Genomic DNA, 19286 nt, shown 5'->3' with positions numbered 1-19286 from the left:
AATAAAAAAGGAACTCCATGGAGTTCCTTTTTTATATTTGATAGTTTGCATTACAGCCCGATTGTAGCCTGAATATTCGTCATATTCGGAATATGGAACAGCTGTTCATTCATTCGTACATATTGGAAAATTGCAGAGTCATTCACCGGCTGATCGACATCGACCACTTCAGAAATACGAATCCGGATGGTTTTCGGCATTTCATTGCACATTAGGGCAAAACGCTGATTGATCTCATCACCTTCAATCACCAATGCCACGCCATGTTGACGTGAAGGCTCATTGATGGCATAGACTGGCAATTGTGCTTCATGCCATTCCACTGTCTTGACCTGGGTATTGCTGTCCAGCGCTGACAGCACAATGTTTTGTGGCAATAACATCGGATCTTTGCCATGACAGTCAATAATATAGGCATCAATAAATCCGGTCGATACCGTAATCAGATGCTGAAGTTCCTGCTGGCTAATCTGATCAGCCATCTTGCTCGTCGAATTGCTCTGACTCATCGATTACCCCTGTTTTTCGGCAATTAATTGTTGAATATTGGCCAGCAGTTCAGCTTCCTGGAACGGTTTACCCATATAGTGGGTCACGCCCAGACTGAATGCACGTTCACGATGTTTCTCACCAGTACGCGACGTAATCATGATAATCGGCAAGTCACGGTGAATATCATGGTGACGAACCAGGTTGGTGACTTCAAAACCATCCATACGTGGCATTTCGATATCCAGCAGCATCAGATCTGGTCTGACATTTTCTAGCTGCTCGATCGCATCTACACCATCTTTGGCGGTCACAATGTCATAGCCCTGACGTTCAAGCAGACGCGAAGTTACCTTACGTACTGTCACCGAGTCATCGACAATCATCACCAGACGGCGTGCGTTAGAATGACGCGAACCATCACGCTGATCATGCATCTGTTTCACACGCTGTGTCGCCTGAATCTGACGCGCAATATTCTGGCCATCGAGAATCAGACAGACCTGACCATCACCCAGAATCGTAGCACCCGCCACTACCCCGATGTTGGCAAACTGCTGTCCAATCGGTTTCACCACAATCTGTGCACGTGAACCCACCAGTTGATCGACCAGCAAGGCAATGGTTTGGCCACTGTTGCCCTTAATCAGAAGCACCGGCAATGAATGACCGACATTATTCAGACGTGGAATCGGCTGAGTACCGACAAATTCCGACAGATAACGCAGCTTGTAGTTTTCACCATCAATCTTGAAGTAATCATCTTTACTGTTAAAGTAAGTTTCCAATGTGGTCGGCGCAATCCGCACGATTCGGTCAATCTGCGCCAGAGAAATTGCATATTGCTGATCGCCCGCTTTCACCATCAAGGCATCACTGACGGCCACTGTCGTCGGTACGCGAATCGTAAAGACCGTGCCCTTACCCAGTTCCGAGCTGACCGAAACATGACCGCCGAGCAACTTGATTTCACTTTGTACCACGTCCAGACCAACGCCACGACCAGAAATCTGGGTGACTGCTTTTGCGGTAGTGAAACCAGGATGGAAGATATATTGTAGTATTTCATCCTGATCAATCGGCTGGTCGGCTTTGATCAGATCCAGACTGAGGGCTTTCTCACGAATTTTCTCCGCATCGATCCCCTTGCCATCATCACTGAAAGAAACGATGACATCGGTTCCTTGGCGGCTGATGTTCAATACAATAGAACCCACTTCCGGCTTGTTCAATGCCAGACGATCTGCGGTATCTTCCAGACCGTGGTCAATCGCATTACGCAACATATGTTCAAATGGCGTAACCAGACGTTCCAGAATATTACGATCCAATTCACCTTCAGTATTCTGCACAATCAGTTCGGCAGGACGGTTCAAGGTGGTTGAGGTTTGACGCACAATACGTTGTAAACGCGGCAACATCCGGTCAAACGGCACCAGACGGGTACGCATCAGGCTTTCCTGAATCTCGGCCTGAATACGCGATTGTTGTAATAATAGACCTTCAGTTTCACGAATCTTGTCGGCCAAGGTGCTCTTGAAATCGACCAGATCCGATGCTGATTCTGCCAGAGATTTGGATAACTGGTTCAACGATGAATACTGGTCCATTTCCAGCGGATCGAAGTCGGCATAGCGCGAATTTTCTGAACCATGTTTGGCAATAATCTGTGATTCCAGCTCGCCTTCCATTCGACGCAACTGGTCGGCAAGTCGTTTGATCGCCAGTTCCATCTCGTTCAGGGTATTGCCAAGCTGACCCAGATCCATCTCGATCCGCGAACGGTTAATCGAGTTCTCACCCGACAGGTCAATCATCTTCTCGACCAGATCAGCAGAGATACGAATCATCTCGTTATTGCTATCGCTACTGCCTGTATTCGCCCACTCACCCATCATCTGTGGCGGTTCAGTACCATCACCCTCAACAAAACCAAAGTCGGTACTGACCACCAGATGTTCTGTTTTTGCCAGACGCTCAGGCAATTGCGCAGTGACGTCCACATAAGCAATCTTTTTCAGACTGCTTTGAAGCTGCTCAAAACCGCTATAGTCGCGCTGGAAAATTGCCTGTTTTAACCAGGCCAGTGTTTTCTGCAATAAGCCATCATAGGCATTCGAGTTAAATTGATAAACTGCAAACTGCTCGAAAGTGGTTTCCAGTTCATAGGCAATGCTGGCCACCTCTTCAGTTTCAATCATGCGTGCACCACCTTTAATACTGTGGGCAGCACGTTGTAACTGAAGTAATAAACTACGGTCACTACGCTGATCAAACCATTGATTGAGCAGCTTCTCTGCATTGGCCAGAATTTCTTCAGACTCTTCGAGGAAGGTTTCTTCAACGATTGATTTCAGCTCATCTTCTTCAGAGCGTTCAACTTGATTTTCAGTAAATCCAGGGGTTTCAACTAATTTTTCTGTTTCAGCCAGATCAGTTGCAGGCTGTTCTGTCGCCACTGATTCTTCGAATGGCACTTCAGGAGTTGATAGCGCCTCTAACGCGGTCACGTTAAATGCAGCGGTTGTGCTTTCAACAGCAGCCAGCGTTTGCCCAGAAAGTAGTGCCTGAATATTTTGTAAAATTGCCACCGCTTCTGTCGCCGGATAATCAATGCCATCATCTCGAATGGACTGAATACGGTCGGACACGTTATCCTGTACCAAACGGATAATCTGGATTAAAGCAGGTGTTACGGCAATCTGTTGACGGATCACCCGTTCATAAATACTTTCCAGTTCATGGGCAATCAAACCGATATGCGAAGCCGCAATCATGTTTGCACCACCTTTTAAGGTATGCAAATGACGCATCAGATTGTTCAGTGAAGTCGTATCATCCTGTTTTTTGCTCCAGGTATTCAGATCTTCATCAATACCTGCCAGCAATTCATCGGCTTCTTCCAGAAAGATACCTAACAATTCTTCATCGAAATCACGGTTGGTTTCAGCACTCTCGCACTGTTGACGATCGGCTGCAATACGCTGGCTCAAGGCAGTGAAATCTACGCTGCCTGTGGTTAAGGTGTCAGCCGTTGGGAGAGTATCTGTGGTCGCCTCAACGCCTGACTTTTCAGTCTCTTCAGCAAAGATCTCAAGATCCTGTTGTACAAATGCCGACAGTTCACTTAAAGTTTTTTGGATGTCATCATTCAGAATGACGCGCTGTCCTGCGGCCAGGGTATCAAATAAATGAATAAATTCCTGATGTGCCTGTGCAAACAGTTCATAAGCATAATTGCTGTTTAACAGCACCGGCTTTTTAAGCAGGGCATCATAAGCCGATTTCAGATCTGCCGTGAATTCATGAATTCCTTTGGCCGCGCGGCTATCAGTATGCGCCAGTAATTCTGCAGCCTGTTGACTCAGTGCCTGGATATATTCCGGATAATCGACTTGTGCGCGTTTATCGAATTCAAACTCAGCATCGAGCAACAGGTCAATATCCAGTTCAACCAGTTTGGACACCAGACCTTGGGTTTGAACCGCATCTGATTCAATGACCGCAAAGCCATAATCACTCCAGACTGCTTCAAAAGTGGCATAGACCGCATCTAGTTTTTCGGTATCCCCCTGACCTAATAAATGCACATAATCACTGATAAATTCGGCATATTGAATCAGTAAGGCTGTTTCTTTTGAGGTCGAGACAATTTCATCTTGTAACAAGGTCTTAAATAACTGTTCAACTTTAGAGCTGGCTTCAAAAATCTGTTCAATCTGCGCCATCGATGAACTGCCACGCAAGGTATGAATGGCACGAATCAGGGCATTATAATCTTGTGATTTTTCATCTTCAGTACGCAGGAAGGTGGCAATCGTTTCCAGATGCTCTTCGGCTTCTTCAATGAAGATGGCCACGGTTTCTTCAATATCAGTGCGAACCGCTACTTCTACCGGCGCTGTTTCGATAATAGCAGCAGATTCACTTAGGTCATGATCTGCAATTTCCAGCCCTGTGGTCTGACCTTCGGCAGTCAAATGATCGGCCAATGCTAATAATTCTTCTAGCGCAGGTTCAGGTGAAAGGTTTTGTTGTAATTGTTGTCCCAACAGCAGCATTGGACGCAGGTCGAGATCGATTTCCTGTACATGTTTGAATTTTGGATATAAAGCATATTGATAGACATTCAGTACCGCTTGGGCAAATTTTTGCACCATCGCTGTCAGCTGAATTGAACCGGACAAGACCCGGTTCAGGGTATCTTCAACTGCCCAGGCCATTTCCCCTGCCGATTTTGCACCCACCATACGACCTGAACCTTTCAGGGTATGAAAATGACGGCGAATGGTCTTCAGATTTTCCTGATGATCTGGATTGACCAGCCATTCTGGAAATAAAGCATTTAACTCAACGAAGATTTCTTCGATTTCCTCAACAAAAATTTCAAGAATTTCTGCATCTTGATCAAGATAACTATCTTCAGGAAGCGTTGTCGTTTCAACTAAATTTTTTAATATTTCTTTCATAGCTTATGCTTCTTACGTTATGCCGCCAAGAAGGGCGCTCAAACTTAATTGTGACCGTCACGCAATACCTAATGTTTGAGGTTAAGTACATCTTGTCGAGGCTTTATCTGTATTTTTTGAATGTGCCTCAATCGTAATCAAGGCACATTCTCCCCATCATCGCTAACTTTATTCTGGTAGTTTAAAGTCAGCTACAGATTCACGTAATGCATCGGCCATATTTGCCAGTTCAGATACCGAACGTGCTGTATCGAAGGTGGCACTGGTGGTTTGCGAAGTAATTTCCTGTACGACATTCATCGTGGTCGCAATATGACCTGCAGATGCAGACTGCAGTTTCGCTGCATCGGAAATGTTCGCAATCAGTTTCGCCAGGTTATTCGATACGGTTTGAATCTCATCCAGTGCCACACCGGCATCTTTAGACAAGTTCGCACCACGTACAACCTCGGCTGTAGTTTGCTCCATCGAAATAACCGCTTCGTTGGTATCGGTCTGAATGGTTTTTACCAGGCCTTCAATCTGCTTGGTTGCAGACGCAGAACGCTCTGCAAGACGCTGTACTTCATCGGCTACAACTGCGAAACCACGACCGGCTTCACCCGCCATCGACGCCTGAATGGCTGCGTTCAATGCCAAAATGTTGGTTTGGTCGGCAATATCGTTAATCAAGGCAACGATGTTACCAATTTCCTGAGAAGATTCACCCAGACGTTTAATACGTTTTGAGGTTTCCTGAATCTGTTCACGAATCGTGTCCATCCCCTCAATCGAGCGTTGTACGACATCCGCACCATTTGCAGCAATTTGTACCGAACGGTCTGCTACCACAGCAGATTCATCGGCGTTGGCAGATACCTGATCAATCGACATGGCCATTTCGTTAATTGCCGCAGAAGCACCGGCAATTTCCTGAGCCTGATGTTCAGAAGCTTCAGCCAACTGGTTGGTAATGCCCTGTGTGGTTGCGGTATATTGCGCAACTTCTTGTGAAGTTTCAGTAATACGCGATACCAGGTCACGTAACTGGTCGATTGCAAAGTTAATCGAGTCGGCAATCGCACCGGTAAAGTCTTCCGATACTGTTGCGTATGAACGTAAATCACCATCTGCAAGATCGGCGATTTCATCCAGTAAACGTAAAATCGCATTCTGGTTACGGTCATATTCTTCTTGTAAACGGCCTACACGCTGCTTATCCGATACACCACGCAAAGAAAGCAATTTGAATACACAAAGCAAGAAACCAAGTAACAAGGCAATCAACAGGATGGCTGGAATAACGGTTTTAAGACCTGAGTTACCTGATAATTTGTTCAGGTTATCTAAAAGCACATCAGACTGGGCAAAAATAGATGCAGCGGCCTGACGAACTTTTACAATTTCAGTCGAGTTCTTCAGAATAATTGCTGATGCTGATTCGAGTACTTCATCATATTCAGCCTTAATACCTTCTAGAGATTCACGCATTGCTGGATCAGCAATACGCTGTACGCCCAGTTCAACAGAACCATTCAATTGTGCATTTAAATAAGAGCCGAAAGTTTCGGTATCGGCACTAAAGTCATCTGCCGATTCACGAGAGCCATCACTACCCGTCAATACCAGACTGATGGAACGTAAAATACGTTCTGCAATAAATACCTGGTTCTTGGCAATCACCACCTGGCTCGATGGCATATCTTGACGCGCCATTTGGTCAACCATCAAGTTATATTCCGCCTGAATCCCGGGAATTGCTTCACCAATGGCAATGTTGGTGTCGTATAACTGGTTAATGATTTTTTGTTGCGAGGTAATCAGATCAATACCGCTAGAAACTTCTGTCCACTGTTTATCAACAGCTTGTAGCGCCTCATTATCTGAATGAATATTTTTAACTGTTTCAAGGTTCTCAGCAAAAGATTTTTGCGAGTCAGTTAGGTTTTTCATTGACTCCGGTGTACCCGAAGCGGTTGCTTCAGTTGCTTGGCGCGAAATCGTTTGCGAGAGGAGACGTAAATCACCCAGACTTTGAGTGAGTTCGTTACTACGTGGCACACTATAAAAAAGATATAATAAAGTGATCAGTGCGGCTAAAAGACAGCCTGCTGCCCCATAGATCAGCGGTTTTGACTTTTCACTATCACCAAATACACGTGATAATTGATCTATTTGCGATTGAATCTTAGTGAAAAAAGCATTACCGCCTTTGCGGCCAGTGCTTTCACCTGTATTTTTCTTTTTAAGTTTAAAGCCCATGCAGCCTCTCCCCGGTTGACGCCTTGATCACTTTCGTGCGCGACATTTAATTTATAAATTTTATAGATGCGTTCATAAAATTTGGATTTTGCAACAGACGACTGAATAAGAACACATGCCACTGCTGGTTGTGCTGATGAAAAAATCCTTGACAGTATTCTTGTAAGTTTTCATCTAATTCAGATTTCTTCGAAAAGAAACTTTTCTTATTGAAATGTTGTATACCCAAAACTTGATCTACGACCAAACCGACATACTGGTCATTATGGTTGATGCACAATACTTTTTGAGTCGGTGAAAACTGACTGCTATGCCCTGATACGTATTGAGTGAGATCAGAAACGGATAACAATCTTCCCCGGATATTCGCCAGACCCAACACCCATGCTTGTGTCTTGGGTACCGGCGTATATTTTGGGGGATAAATCACTTCTGATATTTCCCCCAGCGGAGCAACAAAATATTGCCCCATCATCTCAAAAGCAATGCCCGACCATCGGTTCACTTCATTGTCATTGGAAACGTAGTTTTTATTTCCCCGTTTCGCAATGCGAAGCAATTCGATAAATCCATTTGCTGCCATAGAGCTTATCCTGCATTGAGGTGTTGCTTAATTACTTCTATTAATTGTTTTTCATCTACTGGTTTTGTTAGATAGTCTGCTGCACCCTGACGCTTGCCCCACACGCGGTCAGTGGCCTGATCTTTGGTACTGACAATCACAATTGGAATGTGTTTGGTGGTCGCCCCACGCGCAATCTGACGGGTCGCCTGGAATCCGTTTACGCCCGGCATCACAACGTCCATCAGGACCAGATCAGGCAATTCAGCCTGTGCCATGGTGACGCCATCGGCCCCATTGGCTGCTTCAATCACCTCAAAGCCATGTTTAGAAAGAATTTCTCTAAAGCGAAAAGTTTCTGTCGGTGAGTCATCCACAATTAGGATACGTGCCATGCCAATTCCCCAAAAAAAAAATCAAATATTAAGCACTAATATGGTTACGGATTGCGTTCAGCAATTCATCTTTACTAAAAGGTTTGGTCAGGTATTCATCTGAACCCACAACACGACCTTTGGCCTGATCAAATAAACCATCTTTACTTGATAGCATAATCACAGGAATATTCTGGTAATTCTGAGAATTTTTAATTAACGCGCAAGTTTGATAGCCATCTAGACGCGGCATCATGATGTCTACAAACACGATATCTGGATTTGCTTCGGCAATTTTTGACAAAGCTTCAAATCCGTCGACGGCAGTAATCACTTCATAACCTTCGCGCTGAAGAAGAGTTTCCGCGGTACGACGAATGGTCTTTGAGTCATCAATAACCATAACTTTTAGATTTTGGAATTTATCGTCCATTTGTTTAACCCTTCCCATTTTAGAAACTATTATGCCATAAGGCTCATAGGATTATTTTATTACGATCGATAAACATTTTTAACATAAAGTCACTTGTATTATCAATGAACATTTTCTACACAAGTAGACAAAATCAGTTATTTTTAACAACAGCTTCACATTTTACCCACGCCGATGTTTTTTTTTTGACTAACGGTAGTTTTTAATTCGTAAATTTAAGTCTAATATAACAAGATTATTACTTTAAAATAAGTAATTTAGTCAACTTTAAATTTAGGGAGCCAATGATGGGTCAGTTTTCAGAAAAACTTGCTGTCATTGATAAAAATAAAATGACTGGTCAATTCATTGTTGCTGTGCTGTTACTATTACAGGTGACCTTAGCTTGTGCCAACAATAACCAAATCCAGCCAAAGGCCACTTGGTACCGCTATTATGATAGTAAAGGCGTGGCCAATATCAGCACTAATGTGACGCCCAATCATATTCGTTACGGTTATGAAGCGCTTGACCAGAATATGCAGGTCATTAAACGTGCTCGTCCTTATAATGCCGAAGCCGATATCAGACAGGCTCCCCAACGTGCTCAACAGGCCAAGCGGATCGCTGAAGACAATAGACTGAAGCGAGCGTACAACAATAGTCAGACCGCCTTACAGAAAAAAAATGACAGTCTGCTACAGTTAAAAAAGCAAATTGATTTTCAGCAAGAACAAATGAAGCAATTGCAAAAAGATCGAGTGATGTTTGTACGCCAAGAACGTGAATATTTACGTAAAGGTAAGGCTCCACCGGCACACCTGAAAACCACACTTGAGAATAATCATAAAAATCTCATTTCCCAAAAAGAAAATATTCAATCTTTACAAAGTCGCTATCGAAATCTGGAAGCAGAATACGACAAAATTATCGCCCGTTTAAAAGCACTTGAATAAATACAGATAGCTTGTTTTGGTTTTAAACCACAATAAGCTGTAAGGACTCTTATGCAAACTGCACCACATGCTCATGGTTTAAATATGCCTTCTCCGCGCTCTATCCTAATCATGAGTGCACTTTGCTTAAATATGTTATTAGTGGCTTGTGATAAAAATGAACCCGTACAGCAAGCCGAAACACCCACATCCATTGAAGTCATTCCTCAAGACCTGATTGCAGTACAGTCCGGCAACTCAGTTCAAAAAACAGCGTTTACCGGCACGATTCGGGCTGTCAATCAAAGCAGCATTCAGGCACAGGTGTCTGCCACCGCCACCAGTGTCAATGCCCAAGTCGGTCAGACCGTTTCCAAAGGTCAGGTGCTGGTACGGCTAAACAATCAGGACAATGCTGCCCGACTGGCACAGGCACGTGCCAATCTGGCCTCTACTCAAGCTCAGGCCAATCAGGCTCGAAACATGATGCAACGTAAAAAGCGTCTGCTCGATCAGGGCTTTATCTCAAAAGTAGAATATGAACAGAGTCAGGTCGATTATCAGGCACAGCTGGAAAATGTACGTGCCCAGCAAGCCAATGTCGATATTGCCGAGAAAGCAGATCGTGACGGAACTATGACCAGTCCGATCAATGGCGTGATTACCCAGCGTCAGGTGGAACCTGGCCAGACCGTGGCGATTGGACAAACCCTGTTTGAAATTGTTGATCCTAAACAGCTGGAAATTCAGGCACGCGTGCCTAGTGACCTACAATCAAACTTAAGGCTAGGCAGTCAAGTCGAATACAGCATTCAAGGCAATCCCAATCGGCTCACTGCAGTGATGAGCCGGATTTCCCCGATCGCCGATCAGGCCAGTCGCCAGATCGAATTCTTTGCTACACCGAATGAAATGATTCCTTCTTTAAGTATCGGTTCCTTTGTAGAAGGCAATATTTTGAGTTCACGCCAAATCAGTGGGCAGATTATTCCCCTAGATACGCTGCAAGATATCCAGAACAAACCCTATGTCTGGGTGATTCGTCAGAATAAACTTATCAAGGCCAATGTGCAGATACTGGAACAGCGCTATAACGACAATATTGCAGTGGTCAAAGGATTGGAAAGCACCGATCAGGTCAGCCGAATTAAATTTAGCGAAGCCGATCTACAAAAAACTGTCACACTTCGCTCGAACTAAAGCGCCTCACACAGGATCATTGACATGTGGTTTACCCGAATTAGTGTGAAGTATCCAGTTTTCACCATCATGATGATGTTCTGTCTGATGGTATTGGGACTGGCTTCCTGGCAGCGGATGGGCGTTGAAGAATTTCCCGATGTCGATTTTCCCTTTGTGGTGGTGTATACCAATTACCCGGGTGCTTCTCCAGAAACAGTCGAGTCAGAAATAACCAAGAAACTCGAAGATCAGATCAATACCATTTCTGGTTTAAAACAGGTGATTTCACAGTCCAGTGAAGGCCTGTCGATGATCACCACTGAGTTTAATCTGGATGTACCTTCTACCACAGCCGCTCAGGATGTGCGGGATAAAATTGCCTCTGTGACTGCTGAATTTCGTGATGAAATTCAGGATCCGATTGTCGAACGTTATGATCCAACCGCAAATGCGGTCATGTCGATCGTATTTGAATCCAATAACATGGATATCAAAGCACTCAGTTCTTATCTGGATCAGCGGATTGTACCCCAACTGCGCACAGTTGCTGGCGTGGGAACGGTGAATTTACTCGGCGATGCACAGCGCCAGATCCGGATTCAGGTAGAACCGCAAAAACTGCAAGCTTTTGGCCTTGGTGTAGACAGTGTCATCAATACCTTAAAGGCTGAAAATATTGAAGTTCCAGGCGGCACACTCAAATCTGGCAACTCAGAACTGGTGATTGAGATCAATTCCAAAGTGCTGCATCCGCTGGCCTTCGGCGATCTCATCATCGCCAATAAAAACGGCGTACCAATTTTCCTGAGACAAGTCGCAGAGATCCAAGACAGTCAGGCAGAACTAGAATCTGCCGCCTTTTTAAATGGCAAAACCGCAGTTGCGATTGATATCCTGCGTAGCTCGGACTCTAACGTGATTGAGGTCGTCGATAGAACTTACAAAATTTTAGAAAATATCGAGACCCAGCTTCCTCAGGGGACGACCTTGCAAGTGGTGGTGGATTCTTCCAAAAGTATCCGCGGCACCATTGGCGATGTAGCCCGCACCATTATTGAAGGTGCGGTACTTGCCGTGCTGATTGTTCTGCTATTCCTTGGTTCATTTCGCTCCACTGTGATTACCGGTTTAACCCTGCCGATCGCCTTATTAGGTACTTTGACCTTCATCTGGGCCTTTGGCTTCAGTATCAATATGATGACCTTGCTGGCGCTATCCTTGAGTATTGGCCTGTTGATTGATGATGCGATTGTGGTCCGTGAGAATATTGTCCGGCATGCCGACATGGGTAAAGATCATGTGACTGCCGCACTGGATGGCACCAAAGAAATTGGTTTAGCTGTTCTGGCCACTACCCTGACCATTGTCGCCGTATTTCTGCCGGTGGCCTTTATGGGCGGGATTATTGGTCGTTTCTTTTATCAGTTCGGGGTTACAGTTAGTGTGGCTGTGCTGATTTCGATGTTTGTTAGTTTTACTTTAGATCCGATGCTTTCTGCACATTGGGCCGAAAAGAAAAAAGATCCAAATAAAAGACCCGGACGGGTGAAACGTTTCTTTAGCTGGATTTCTGGCAAGCTGGACAATTTAAGCCATGTCTATGAAAAGCTGCTCAAACTGGCGCTGCGCTTCAGATTCATTACCTTAATGATTGCCGTAGCTTCATTATTTGGTGCCTTGGGATTATCGAAACTGATTGGCACCGAATTTGTACCGGTTCCTGACAAAGGCGAAATCCGCATTAAGTTTGAAACACCGGTAGATTCTTCGCTTGAATACTCACAAGCCAAACTGCAACAAGTCGATCATATTATCCGTCAACACCCTGATGTTAAAGCAACTTATGGCGTGATTAATGGTGTAACTGACCGTGGTAAAAACCACGTCAGCCTGCGAGTGACCGTGACACCACGGATCGAACGCGAAAAAAGCCTGACCGAGCTCAACAATGAGTTTCGACAACGCCTGCAATCGGTTGCCGGGATCAGTATTACCTCGGTTGCATCTGCCGATGAAACCGTTTCGGGTGGTCAAAAGCCAATTATGATCTCGATCAAAGGCCCCGATCTGGATGAACTGCAAAAAATTTCCGATCGTTTTATAACAGAGATTGCCAAGATTGACGGTATTGTCGATTTGGAAACCTCACTGAAAGAACCCAAGCCGACACTCGGCGTGCAGATCAATCGTGTCTTGGCCAGTGATTTAGGATTATCCGTGAATCAGATTGCCAATGTGGTTCGTCCACTGATTGCCGGTGATGATGTCACCACCTGGCAGGATGAAAAAGGCGAAACTTATGATGTGAATTTGCGCCTGACGGAAGACCAGCGCAGCTTGCCACGTGATTTACAGAACATGTATATCACTTCAAATAAAACCGATGCCAATCATCAGCCGATTCTGATTCCACTTTCGAGTGTGGCCAAGTTTGAAGAAAAACTCGGTGCTTCACAAATTAACCGCCGTGATCTGGCACGTGAAGTTCTGATAGAAGCCAATACCGCTGGTCGTCCTACAGGAGATATCGGCACGGATATCAGCCGGCTACAAGCCAATTTTGATATGCCGCCAGGTTATAGCTTTGATACCCAAGGTTCAAATGCCGATATGGCAGAATCCGCAGGCTATGCCCTGACCGCCATCACCCTGTCGATTGTGTTTATCTACATTGTGCTGGGTTCACAGTTTAATAGCTTTATCCATCCTGCGGCGATTATGGCCTCCTTGCCATTATCCTTGATTGGTGTGTTCCTGGCGCTGTTCCTGTTTAATTCCACCATGAACCTGTTTTCGATTATCGGGATTATCATGCTAATGGGACTGGTGACCAAGAATGCGATTCTGCTGATCGACTTTATTAAAAAAGCCATGGATCGCGGTGAAGAGCGTTATGATGCGATTATTGCCGCGGGGAAAACCCGACTGCGTCCCATTTTAATGACCACCAGCGCCATGGTCATGGGTATGGTGCCCTTATCCTTAGGGCTGGGTGAAGGCGGTGAACAAAGTGCGCCGATGGCCCATGCCGTGATTGGCGGGGTGATCACCTCAACCCTGCTCACTTTGGTGGTTGTCCCCGTGATCTTTACTTACCTGGATGACTTTAAGAATTTTATGCTGCGTCAGATGCGTAAAATCATGGCATAATTTAATGCAACACAATGAGGTGACATTCCCAAATGCTCATCTCATTTTTTATTGTATAATCTCTGCTTTAACGCTTAATTTTTTAGGACAGTTTCCATGCGCGCGAGTCGCTTTTTATTTGCAACGTTAAGAGAAACCCCGAACGATGCTGAGGTTATTTCCCATCAGTTGATGCTTCGTGCCGGTATGATTCGTAAGTTGGCTTCAGGTCTGTACACCTGGCTGCCGATGGGCGTTCGCGTATTAAATAAAGTTGAAGCGATCGTTCGCGAAGAAATGGACAAGGTCGGTTCACTTCAGGTCTATATGCCGGTGACTCAACCTGCGTCTTTATGGGAAGAATCAGGTCGTTATGTACAATACGGTCCTGAACTGTTACGTTTCAATGACCGCCACGGTAACCCGTTTGTACTGGGTCCAACCCATGAAGAAGTCATCACTGATTTAGCACGCAATGAACTAAAAAGTTATAAGCAGCTCCCTGCCAACTTCTATCAGGTGCAAACCAAATTCCGTGACGAAATTCGTCCGCGTTTTGGGGTAATGCGTTCACGTGAATTCATCATGAAAGATGCCTACTCTTTCCATGCCAATCAGGAATCATTGCAACAAACCTACGACGACATGTATGCAGCCTACTGCAAAATCTTTACTCGTCTTGGTTTAGATTTCCGTCCGGTTCAAGCAGATACCGGTTCGATTGGTGGTTCAGGTTCACACGAATTCCATGTACTGGCTTCAAGCGGTGAAGATGATATCGCATTTTCGACCGAATCAGACTACGCCGCCAATATTGAAATGGCTGAAGCCGTTCTGGTCGGCGAACGTGCGGCACCAACTCAAGAACTTAAACTGGTTGATACGCCAAATCAAAAAACCATTGCGGATGTATCTGCCTTCTTGGGCACGGATCCAGCTCACTCAGTAAAAGCATTGCTTGTTCAAGGCATTGCAAAAGAGGATGGTTCTGTTCCTGTGGTTGCTTTATTCCTTCGTGGCGATCACGAACTGAATGAAATTAAAGCCGAGAAGCATGCACAAATTGCAGCTCCACTCACTTTTGCAACCGAAGAGCAAATCGCAGCACTTGGCTTGACAGCTGGTTTTGTAGGCCCACAAGGTCTGGTTGAAAAAGGTGTCACCGTCATTGTTGACCGTGCAGCATCAGTATTGTCTGACTTTGTTGCAGGTGCTAATACAGCTGACAAGCATGCAACCGGCATAAACTGGGAACGTGATGCACAGTTCACTGAAGTTTATGACTTGCGTAATGTAGTTGAAGGTGACCCTTCTCCAGATGGCAAAGGTACACTGCAAATCAAACGTGGTATCGAAGTGGGTCATATCTTCCAGTTGGGTCAGAAATACTCTGAAGCATTGGGCTGTAAAGTCTTGGGTGAAGATGGCAAACCATTCACTGTGACCATGGGTTGCTATGGTATTGGGGTAACACGTGTGGTTGCGTCTGCCATTGAACAAAACTTTGACGAGAAAGGCATTATTTGGCCAACTGCCATTGCCCCGTTTGAAGTGGCCATTGTACCGATGAATGCACATAAATCACCACGCACAGTAGAAGCAGCTGAAGCGCTTTATGCTGAACTCACTGCTGCGGGTTATGACGTAATTCTAGATGATCGTAACGAACGTCCAGGCGTTAAATTTTCTGACCTTGAGTTGACCGGTATTCCACATCGTATTGTGATTGGTGAAAAAGGCTTGGATGCAGGTACTTTTGAATATAAAGGTCGCCGTGATGCTGAATCTGTAAATATTTCCAAAGAAGAGTTGTTGGCTAAAATCGCGAAATAATTTTGCTTTCTTAATAAAAAAATCCCGTCAAGTGCGGGATTTTTTATTCTTTTTAACTTAACAGAATTTATGTCCACCGAAGCAGTTCGGTTGAAAGTTCTGGCCTTTAAGTTCTAAATTTTTCAAAGGAAAATCAAGAAGTGCCGGGTTTTTAATTTCTTTCACATCTAAAGCTCCATCAAATACACAATTCAAAAGACTTCCACATGCTCTGGGTTTTGATGTTAAATCATGATTAATCCCTGCAATGGTTTGTGCTAATACCGCATTAGTAATATCCACACCTTTATTTGGACTAATATCACCAAGATTTACCTCATCCTCGATTGCCATCCACCAACCTTGATTAGCAGCAACGGCAGCACCCGGCCAAAGTATTTTTTGCGATTGTAATGATAAAGATGCTGGGTTATTCAAATACAATGCATGGATTAAGCCAAGATCTTGATCCACTGTAATATCTGTTCTAAGGCCTGTCATATAGCCTGTAATTTGTTTATCCAGTGTAAGCTCAAATAAATCCAGTGGCTTTAAAATGGCCTTTAATGGGCCACTAAAATCAATTCTGTCAACTGTACCAGTCCCCTTTAATTTAACTTCACTCATTCGTGTTCCTGAAACTATAGTGGCTGGAATCACAAATGGCGCATTGGTACTTGTTAAATTAAAAGTATAATCATTCGATTTATAATGAAGTTCCAGATCCTGCCCCAATATTGTTCCCGTAACAGCACCTTCAATATATTTATTGCCAGTTGATGCATAGGTCATTGTTCTTGGATTAGTTACAGCTGTTCCTTTGGCTTCTTTAGTCTTCATATATCCACTAAAACTATTAATACCATTTGGTGTGGCCGTATTTTCTGTACCCATAGTCAGTAGACCTGAAATCTTTTCTGCACTTAAACGGAAACCCAAAACTTCACGTGTAGATGCCTGATTTGGATTTTTTATAGCAAATTGAACAAAAGGATTAGTAATCAAGGCAGAGGTCGCAGCACGATCCATTCCATTTGCAGAATTACCACTTAAGGAAATATGATCAATATCAATATCACAACCAGTTGCACCATTAATTCCTCCACAACCAAGTTGCAGTTTTTTAATATTGGCATTAATTTCCATTTCAGCTTCTAGACCCAATTTATAAAATGAGATATTTCTCTGGTCATATGCCTCTCCCAAATTATCAACTTGGTTAAATCCGGCCTGAACCTCCATTGACAATAAAGCTTGTCCATTAATATTTGAAAGCTCCTGATCTTCTAATGAGGTTAATGCAGATACATGACCACTCAATCCCACCATCGCCGCAACTAGACTCTTTAATATTATTTTTTTCATTTTTCTCATCCTGAATTTAGCGTGGTGTGATTCCCAGCGTGCTACGAATAGTGCCACCAGTCAGTGCAATACTTGCCATGTTTTGCATATTGCCATTGGTCGCCATCGCAAAATTGGTTTTAAATGGTGTCGCGATATTATTTTCATAATTGAGTTTGACCTGATTATCCAACGTTACGGTATCAGCACTGACACGAACTTTCCCATTAACACCCAAATGACCTTCCATCCGGTTAAAGTTGATCGAAGAAACGTTTAATGCTCCTGTTGTTAAATCAATATCTTCATTGGAGATACTAAAGTAGCTACCCAGATTAGCTTTATCTGCACTTTCTTCTGATGTGAGTGGCCTAAATTTAAAGTTTGCATCAAATGACAAAAAGTTGGTATCTGGTGAACTTGCGGTTGGATCTACCCCAGGAATAATCAGAAGCTCACCATTTCCATCGAGCTTAAAGGCAATATTGGTCAGTACATCATCACGTTTAGAAAAATTATCGTGAGGCACATAGCCTCCGCATTTACTGACTGATGCAGTGCTACAGTTATATTTAGATCCTGGTAATTGCCCCATTGCGAGCTCTGCTTTTGCTGCAATCAGTAATTTATCGGCACGAATATAAATCCCTTCATCTTCATAGCCAATAATCCCTTCAGATTTAATTAAAGCATCGATATTTCTAAAGCCTGCATAATAGTTAACAGCTTCACCCTGTACACCGTCCTGACCATCAATCAATATAATTGAAGTTGTACTTGGCAAACCGGTTTTCTTGTCGACCCCGTATCCTTCAGTAGAGGCCATGATGTTATAAGCAATTGCCTGCTTATTATCTGTTCCATAAGTTGTTCCAGACAACGCGACATTGGCATTTAAATTATAAATAGGAATACCGATTCCCCATGAACCGCCATCCCCACCAAGTTCTGTCAAGGAATTATCTGAAATAAAACGTGCTTTCGCAGCAATTGCCTGAAAGTCCATTCCTCGTACTGCAATAAAAGCAAAATCCTCTCCATCTCCTGCTGTACTCAGTGTCTGTTTCAGTACATCACTACTATGCCCCAAGGTTTTTCGCATATTTTCATTGATGATAAAATCGAGACTTTTAGCCGTAATAGTATTTATATAAATATCACCAAAATCGATATAGGCATTTTTACCATGTAAATTTTCATCAGCATTCCGTGTTGTCAGGGGCCTAATATTGGAGAATTGGACTGCATAGCTTCCATGGCCAGTATGACCAATTTCAAGCACGGTAGGCGCGATGTTGCTTGGGTGACCACTAGCAGCACCAGTAAAGTCGGCAGATAAGCCCAGATGCAACCCCCCTTCACCCACCAGATCGCTATATCCTGCTGCAGTTTTGTCTTGACGCTGTAAAACACCATTTAACTTGTTACTTACATCAAAAGTACCAATCTGGGTTTGATCGGCATTCATGGATAATCTGGCATTGGTCACCGCACCTGAAGCCCCAAGACGCATAATATTTTTACGTTCGTTATTTGGCGTGTTATAACGCAAGTCAATATTAACGCCAGGATTGGTCGGATTAACCCGGCCAATAGCAATATCAGTGGTATCTTCAACACGTTTTAAATCCACGTAATGGTCTTGATTGCCATTTCGGGTAGTGAGTACAACACCTTCATTGGGGTCAATGTACATATAGCCCTGACCCGCAAAATTAAAGTTAAAGTCATTTAAAATCAGGCTATTTTCACCTAATTTATGACTAATGGTGGCATTTTTAAGTTGAAAGTCAATACTGGCAATTGCCTCTTTATTAAATAAACCTGCAGTAGTTTGTAATAGAACACTAAGCGGCGTAGAGGTACTAATCCCTAATGCACCTAGACTTTGACTAGATTGTACGCCAGCAGTCCGAATACTATTCGCAGACTGGCTACATGGATTGGTCGTACAGGCTGTCTTTACCAGTTTTAAATCTGCAGTGGCTTGAAATGGTGAAACACTTGCAGCAAGCCGAAGTCCTGCCCCTTGTGAAGTAGCACCTACATCTATTTCAAGTTGACTAATAATTGGCTTATTATCTTTTCCAATAATTTCAACATTATGTAGACCTAAACCCATTTTAGTACTGGCAGTTGGATTGGGATCATACCAATTGACTTGAGCAATGTTGGCTTTAGAAATTTCATGAGTAATCACCATACCATCTTGTCCAGTGACTTCGCTCAATTCCTGCTCTTCAATGGTTTCAAGTGCATAAGCTTGCTGTATAAGACACATGCATACCGTTAGTAACTTCAACTTTATTGTTGTTTTTTTCATTTTTATATCCTTAT

Annotated in this window: 12 protein-coding genes; 4 read left to right on the top strand and 8 right to left on the bottom strand. The window is 43.8% G+C overall.

From position 1 onward, the window contains the following. Nucleotides 1–50: 50 nt before the first annotated feature. The 6 genes from FTU44_RS04105 to pilG form a co-directional block, all read right to left on the bottom strand. Nucleotides 51–509 (bottom strand): hypothetical protein, encoded by a 459-nt coding sequence (locus FTU44_RS04105; RefSeq protein WP_074383437.1) that lies wholly within the window; start codon nt 507–509, stop codon nt 51–53. Between the two features lie 3 nt (nt 510–512). Further along, nucleotides 513–4958 (bottom strand): Hpt domain-containing protein, encoded by a 4446-nt coding sequence (locus tag FTU44_RS04100; RefSeq protein ID WP_180049574.1) that lies wholly within the window; start codon nt 4956–4958, stop codon nt 513–515. A 168-nt stretch (nt 4959–5126) separates the two neighbouring features. Further along, nucleotides 5127–7199, bottom strand: a complete 2073-nt coding sequence (locus tag FTU44_RS04095) for a methyl-accepting chemotaxis protein (RefSeq protein WP_005169698.1) — start codon at nt 7197–7199, stop codon at nt 5127–5129. Between the two features lie 46 nt (nt 7200–7245). Continuing rightward, nucleotides 7246–7782 carry a chemotaxis protein CheW gene (locus FTU44_RS04090; protein ID WP_180049572.1) on the bottom strand — a complete coding sequence of 179 codons (537 nt, stop codon included), beginning with the start codon at nt 7780–7782 and terminating at the stop codon, nt 7246–7248. Between the two features lie 5 nt (nt 7783–7787). Next, nucleotides 7788–8156 (bottom strand): response regulator, encoded by a 369-nt coding sequence (locus tag FTU44_RS04085; RefSeq protein WP_005097847.1) that lies wholly within the window; start codon nt 8154–8156, stop codon nt 7788–7790. Between the two features lie 28 nt (nt 8157–8184). After that, nucleotides 8185–8568, bottom strand: coding sequence for a twitching motility response regulator PilG (gene pilG, locus FTU44_RS04080; RefSeq protein WP_005097851.1), 384 nt, complete (start codon nt 8566–8568; stop codon nt 8185–8187). A gap of 287 nt (nt 8569–8855) precedes the next feature. Here pilG and FTU44_RS04075 point away from each other — a divergent pair, with 287 nt between their 5' ends. The 4 genes from FTU44_RS04075 (at nt 8856) to FTU44_RS04060 (ending at nt 15626) form a co-directional block, all read left to right on the top strand. After that, nucleotides 8856–9503 (top strand): hypothetical protein, encoded by a 648-nt coding sequence (locus tag FTU44_RS04075; RefSeq protein WP_180049570.1) that lies wholly within the window; start codon nt 8856–8858, stop codon nt 9501–9503. A gap of 51 nt (nt 9504–9554) precedes the next feature. After that, nucleotides 9555–10682, top strand: a complete 1128-nt coding sequence (locus FTU44_RS04070) for an efflux RND transporter periplasmic adaptor subunit (protein WP_180049568.1) — start codon at nt 9555–9557, stop codon at nt 10680–10682. A 24-nt stretch (nt 10683–10706) separates the two neighbouring features. Next, on the top strand, nt 10707–13814 hold the full coding sequence (locus tag FTU44_RS04065; protein ID WP_180049566.1) for an efflux RND transporter permease subunit: 3108 nt from the start codon (nt 10707–10709) through the stop codon (nt 13812–13814). 96 nt (nt 13815–13910) lie between these two features. Beyond that, complete coding sequence (locus FTU44_RS04060; RefSeq protein WP_159138278.1) at nt 13911–15626, top strand: proline--tRNA ligase; 1716 nt, start codon at nt 13911–13913, stop codon at nt 15624–15626. A gap of 57 nt (nt 15627–15683) precedes the next feature. On the opposite strand, the gene FTU44_RS04055 is transcribed toward FTU44_RS04060, so the two are convergent. Next, the gene (locus FTU44_RS04055; RefSeq protein WP_159516130.1) at nt 15684–16970 is read right to left on the bottom strand and encodes a hypothetical protein; all 1287 of its coding nucleotides are present in this window, start codon (nt 16968–16970) and stop codon (nt 15684–15686) included. A gap of 16 nt (nt 16971–16986) precedes the next feature. Further along, a complete protein-coding gene (locus FTU44_RS04050; RefSeq protein ID WP_180049564.1) occupies nt 16987–19272 on the bottom strand; it encodes a DUF6160 family protein in 2286 nt (761 codons plus the stop codon). Nucleotides 19273–19286 lie beyond the last annotated feature (14 nt).

Source organism: Acinetobacter sp. YH12105 (assembly GCF_013419095.1).
In the GTDB taxonomy this organism is placed as follows: domain Bacteria; phylum Pseudomonadota; class Gammaproteobacteria; order Pseudomonadales; family Moraxellaceae; genus Acinetobacter; species Acinetobacter pseudolwoffii.
The sequence above is the reverse complement of the archived record's forward strand: the minus strand, read 5'-3'. Positions and strand labels throughout refer to the sequence as shown.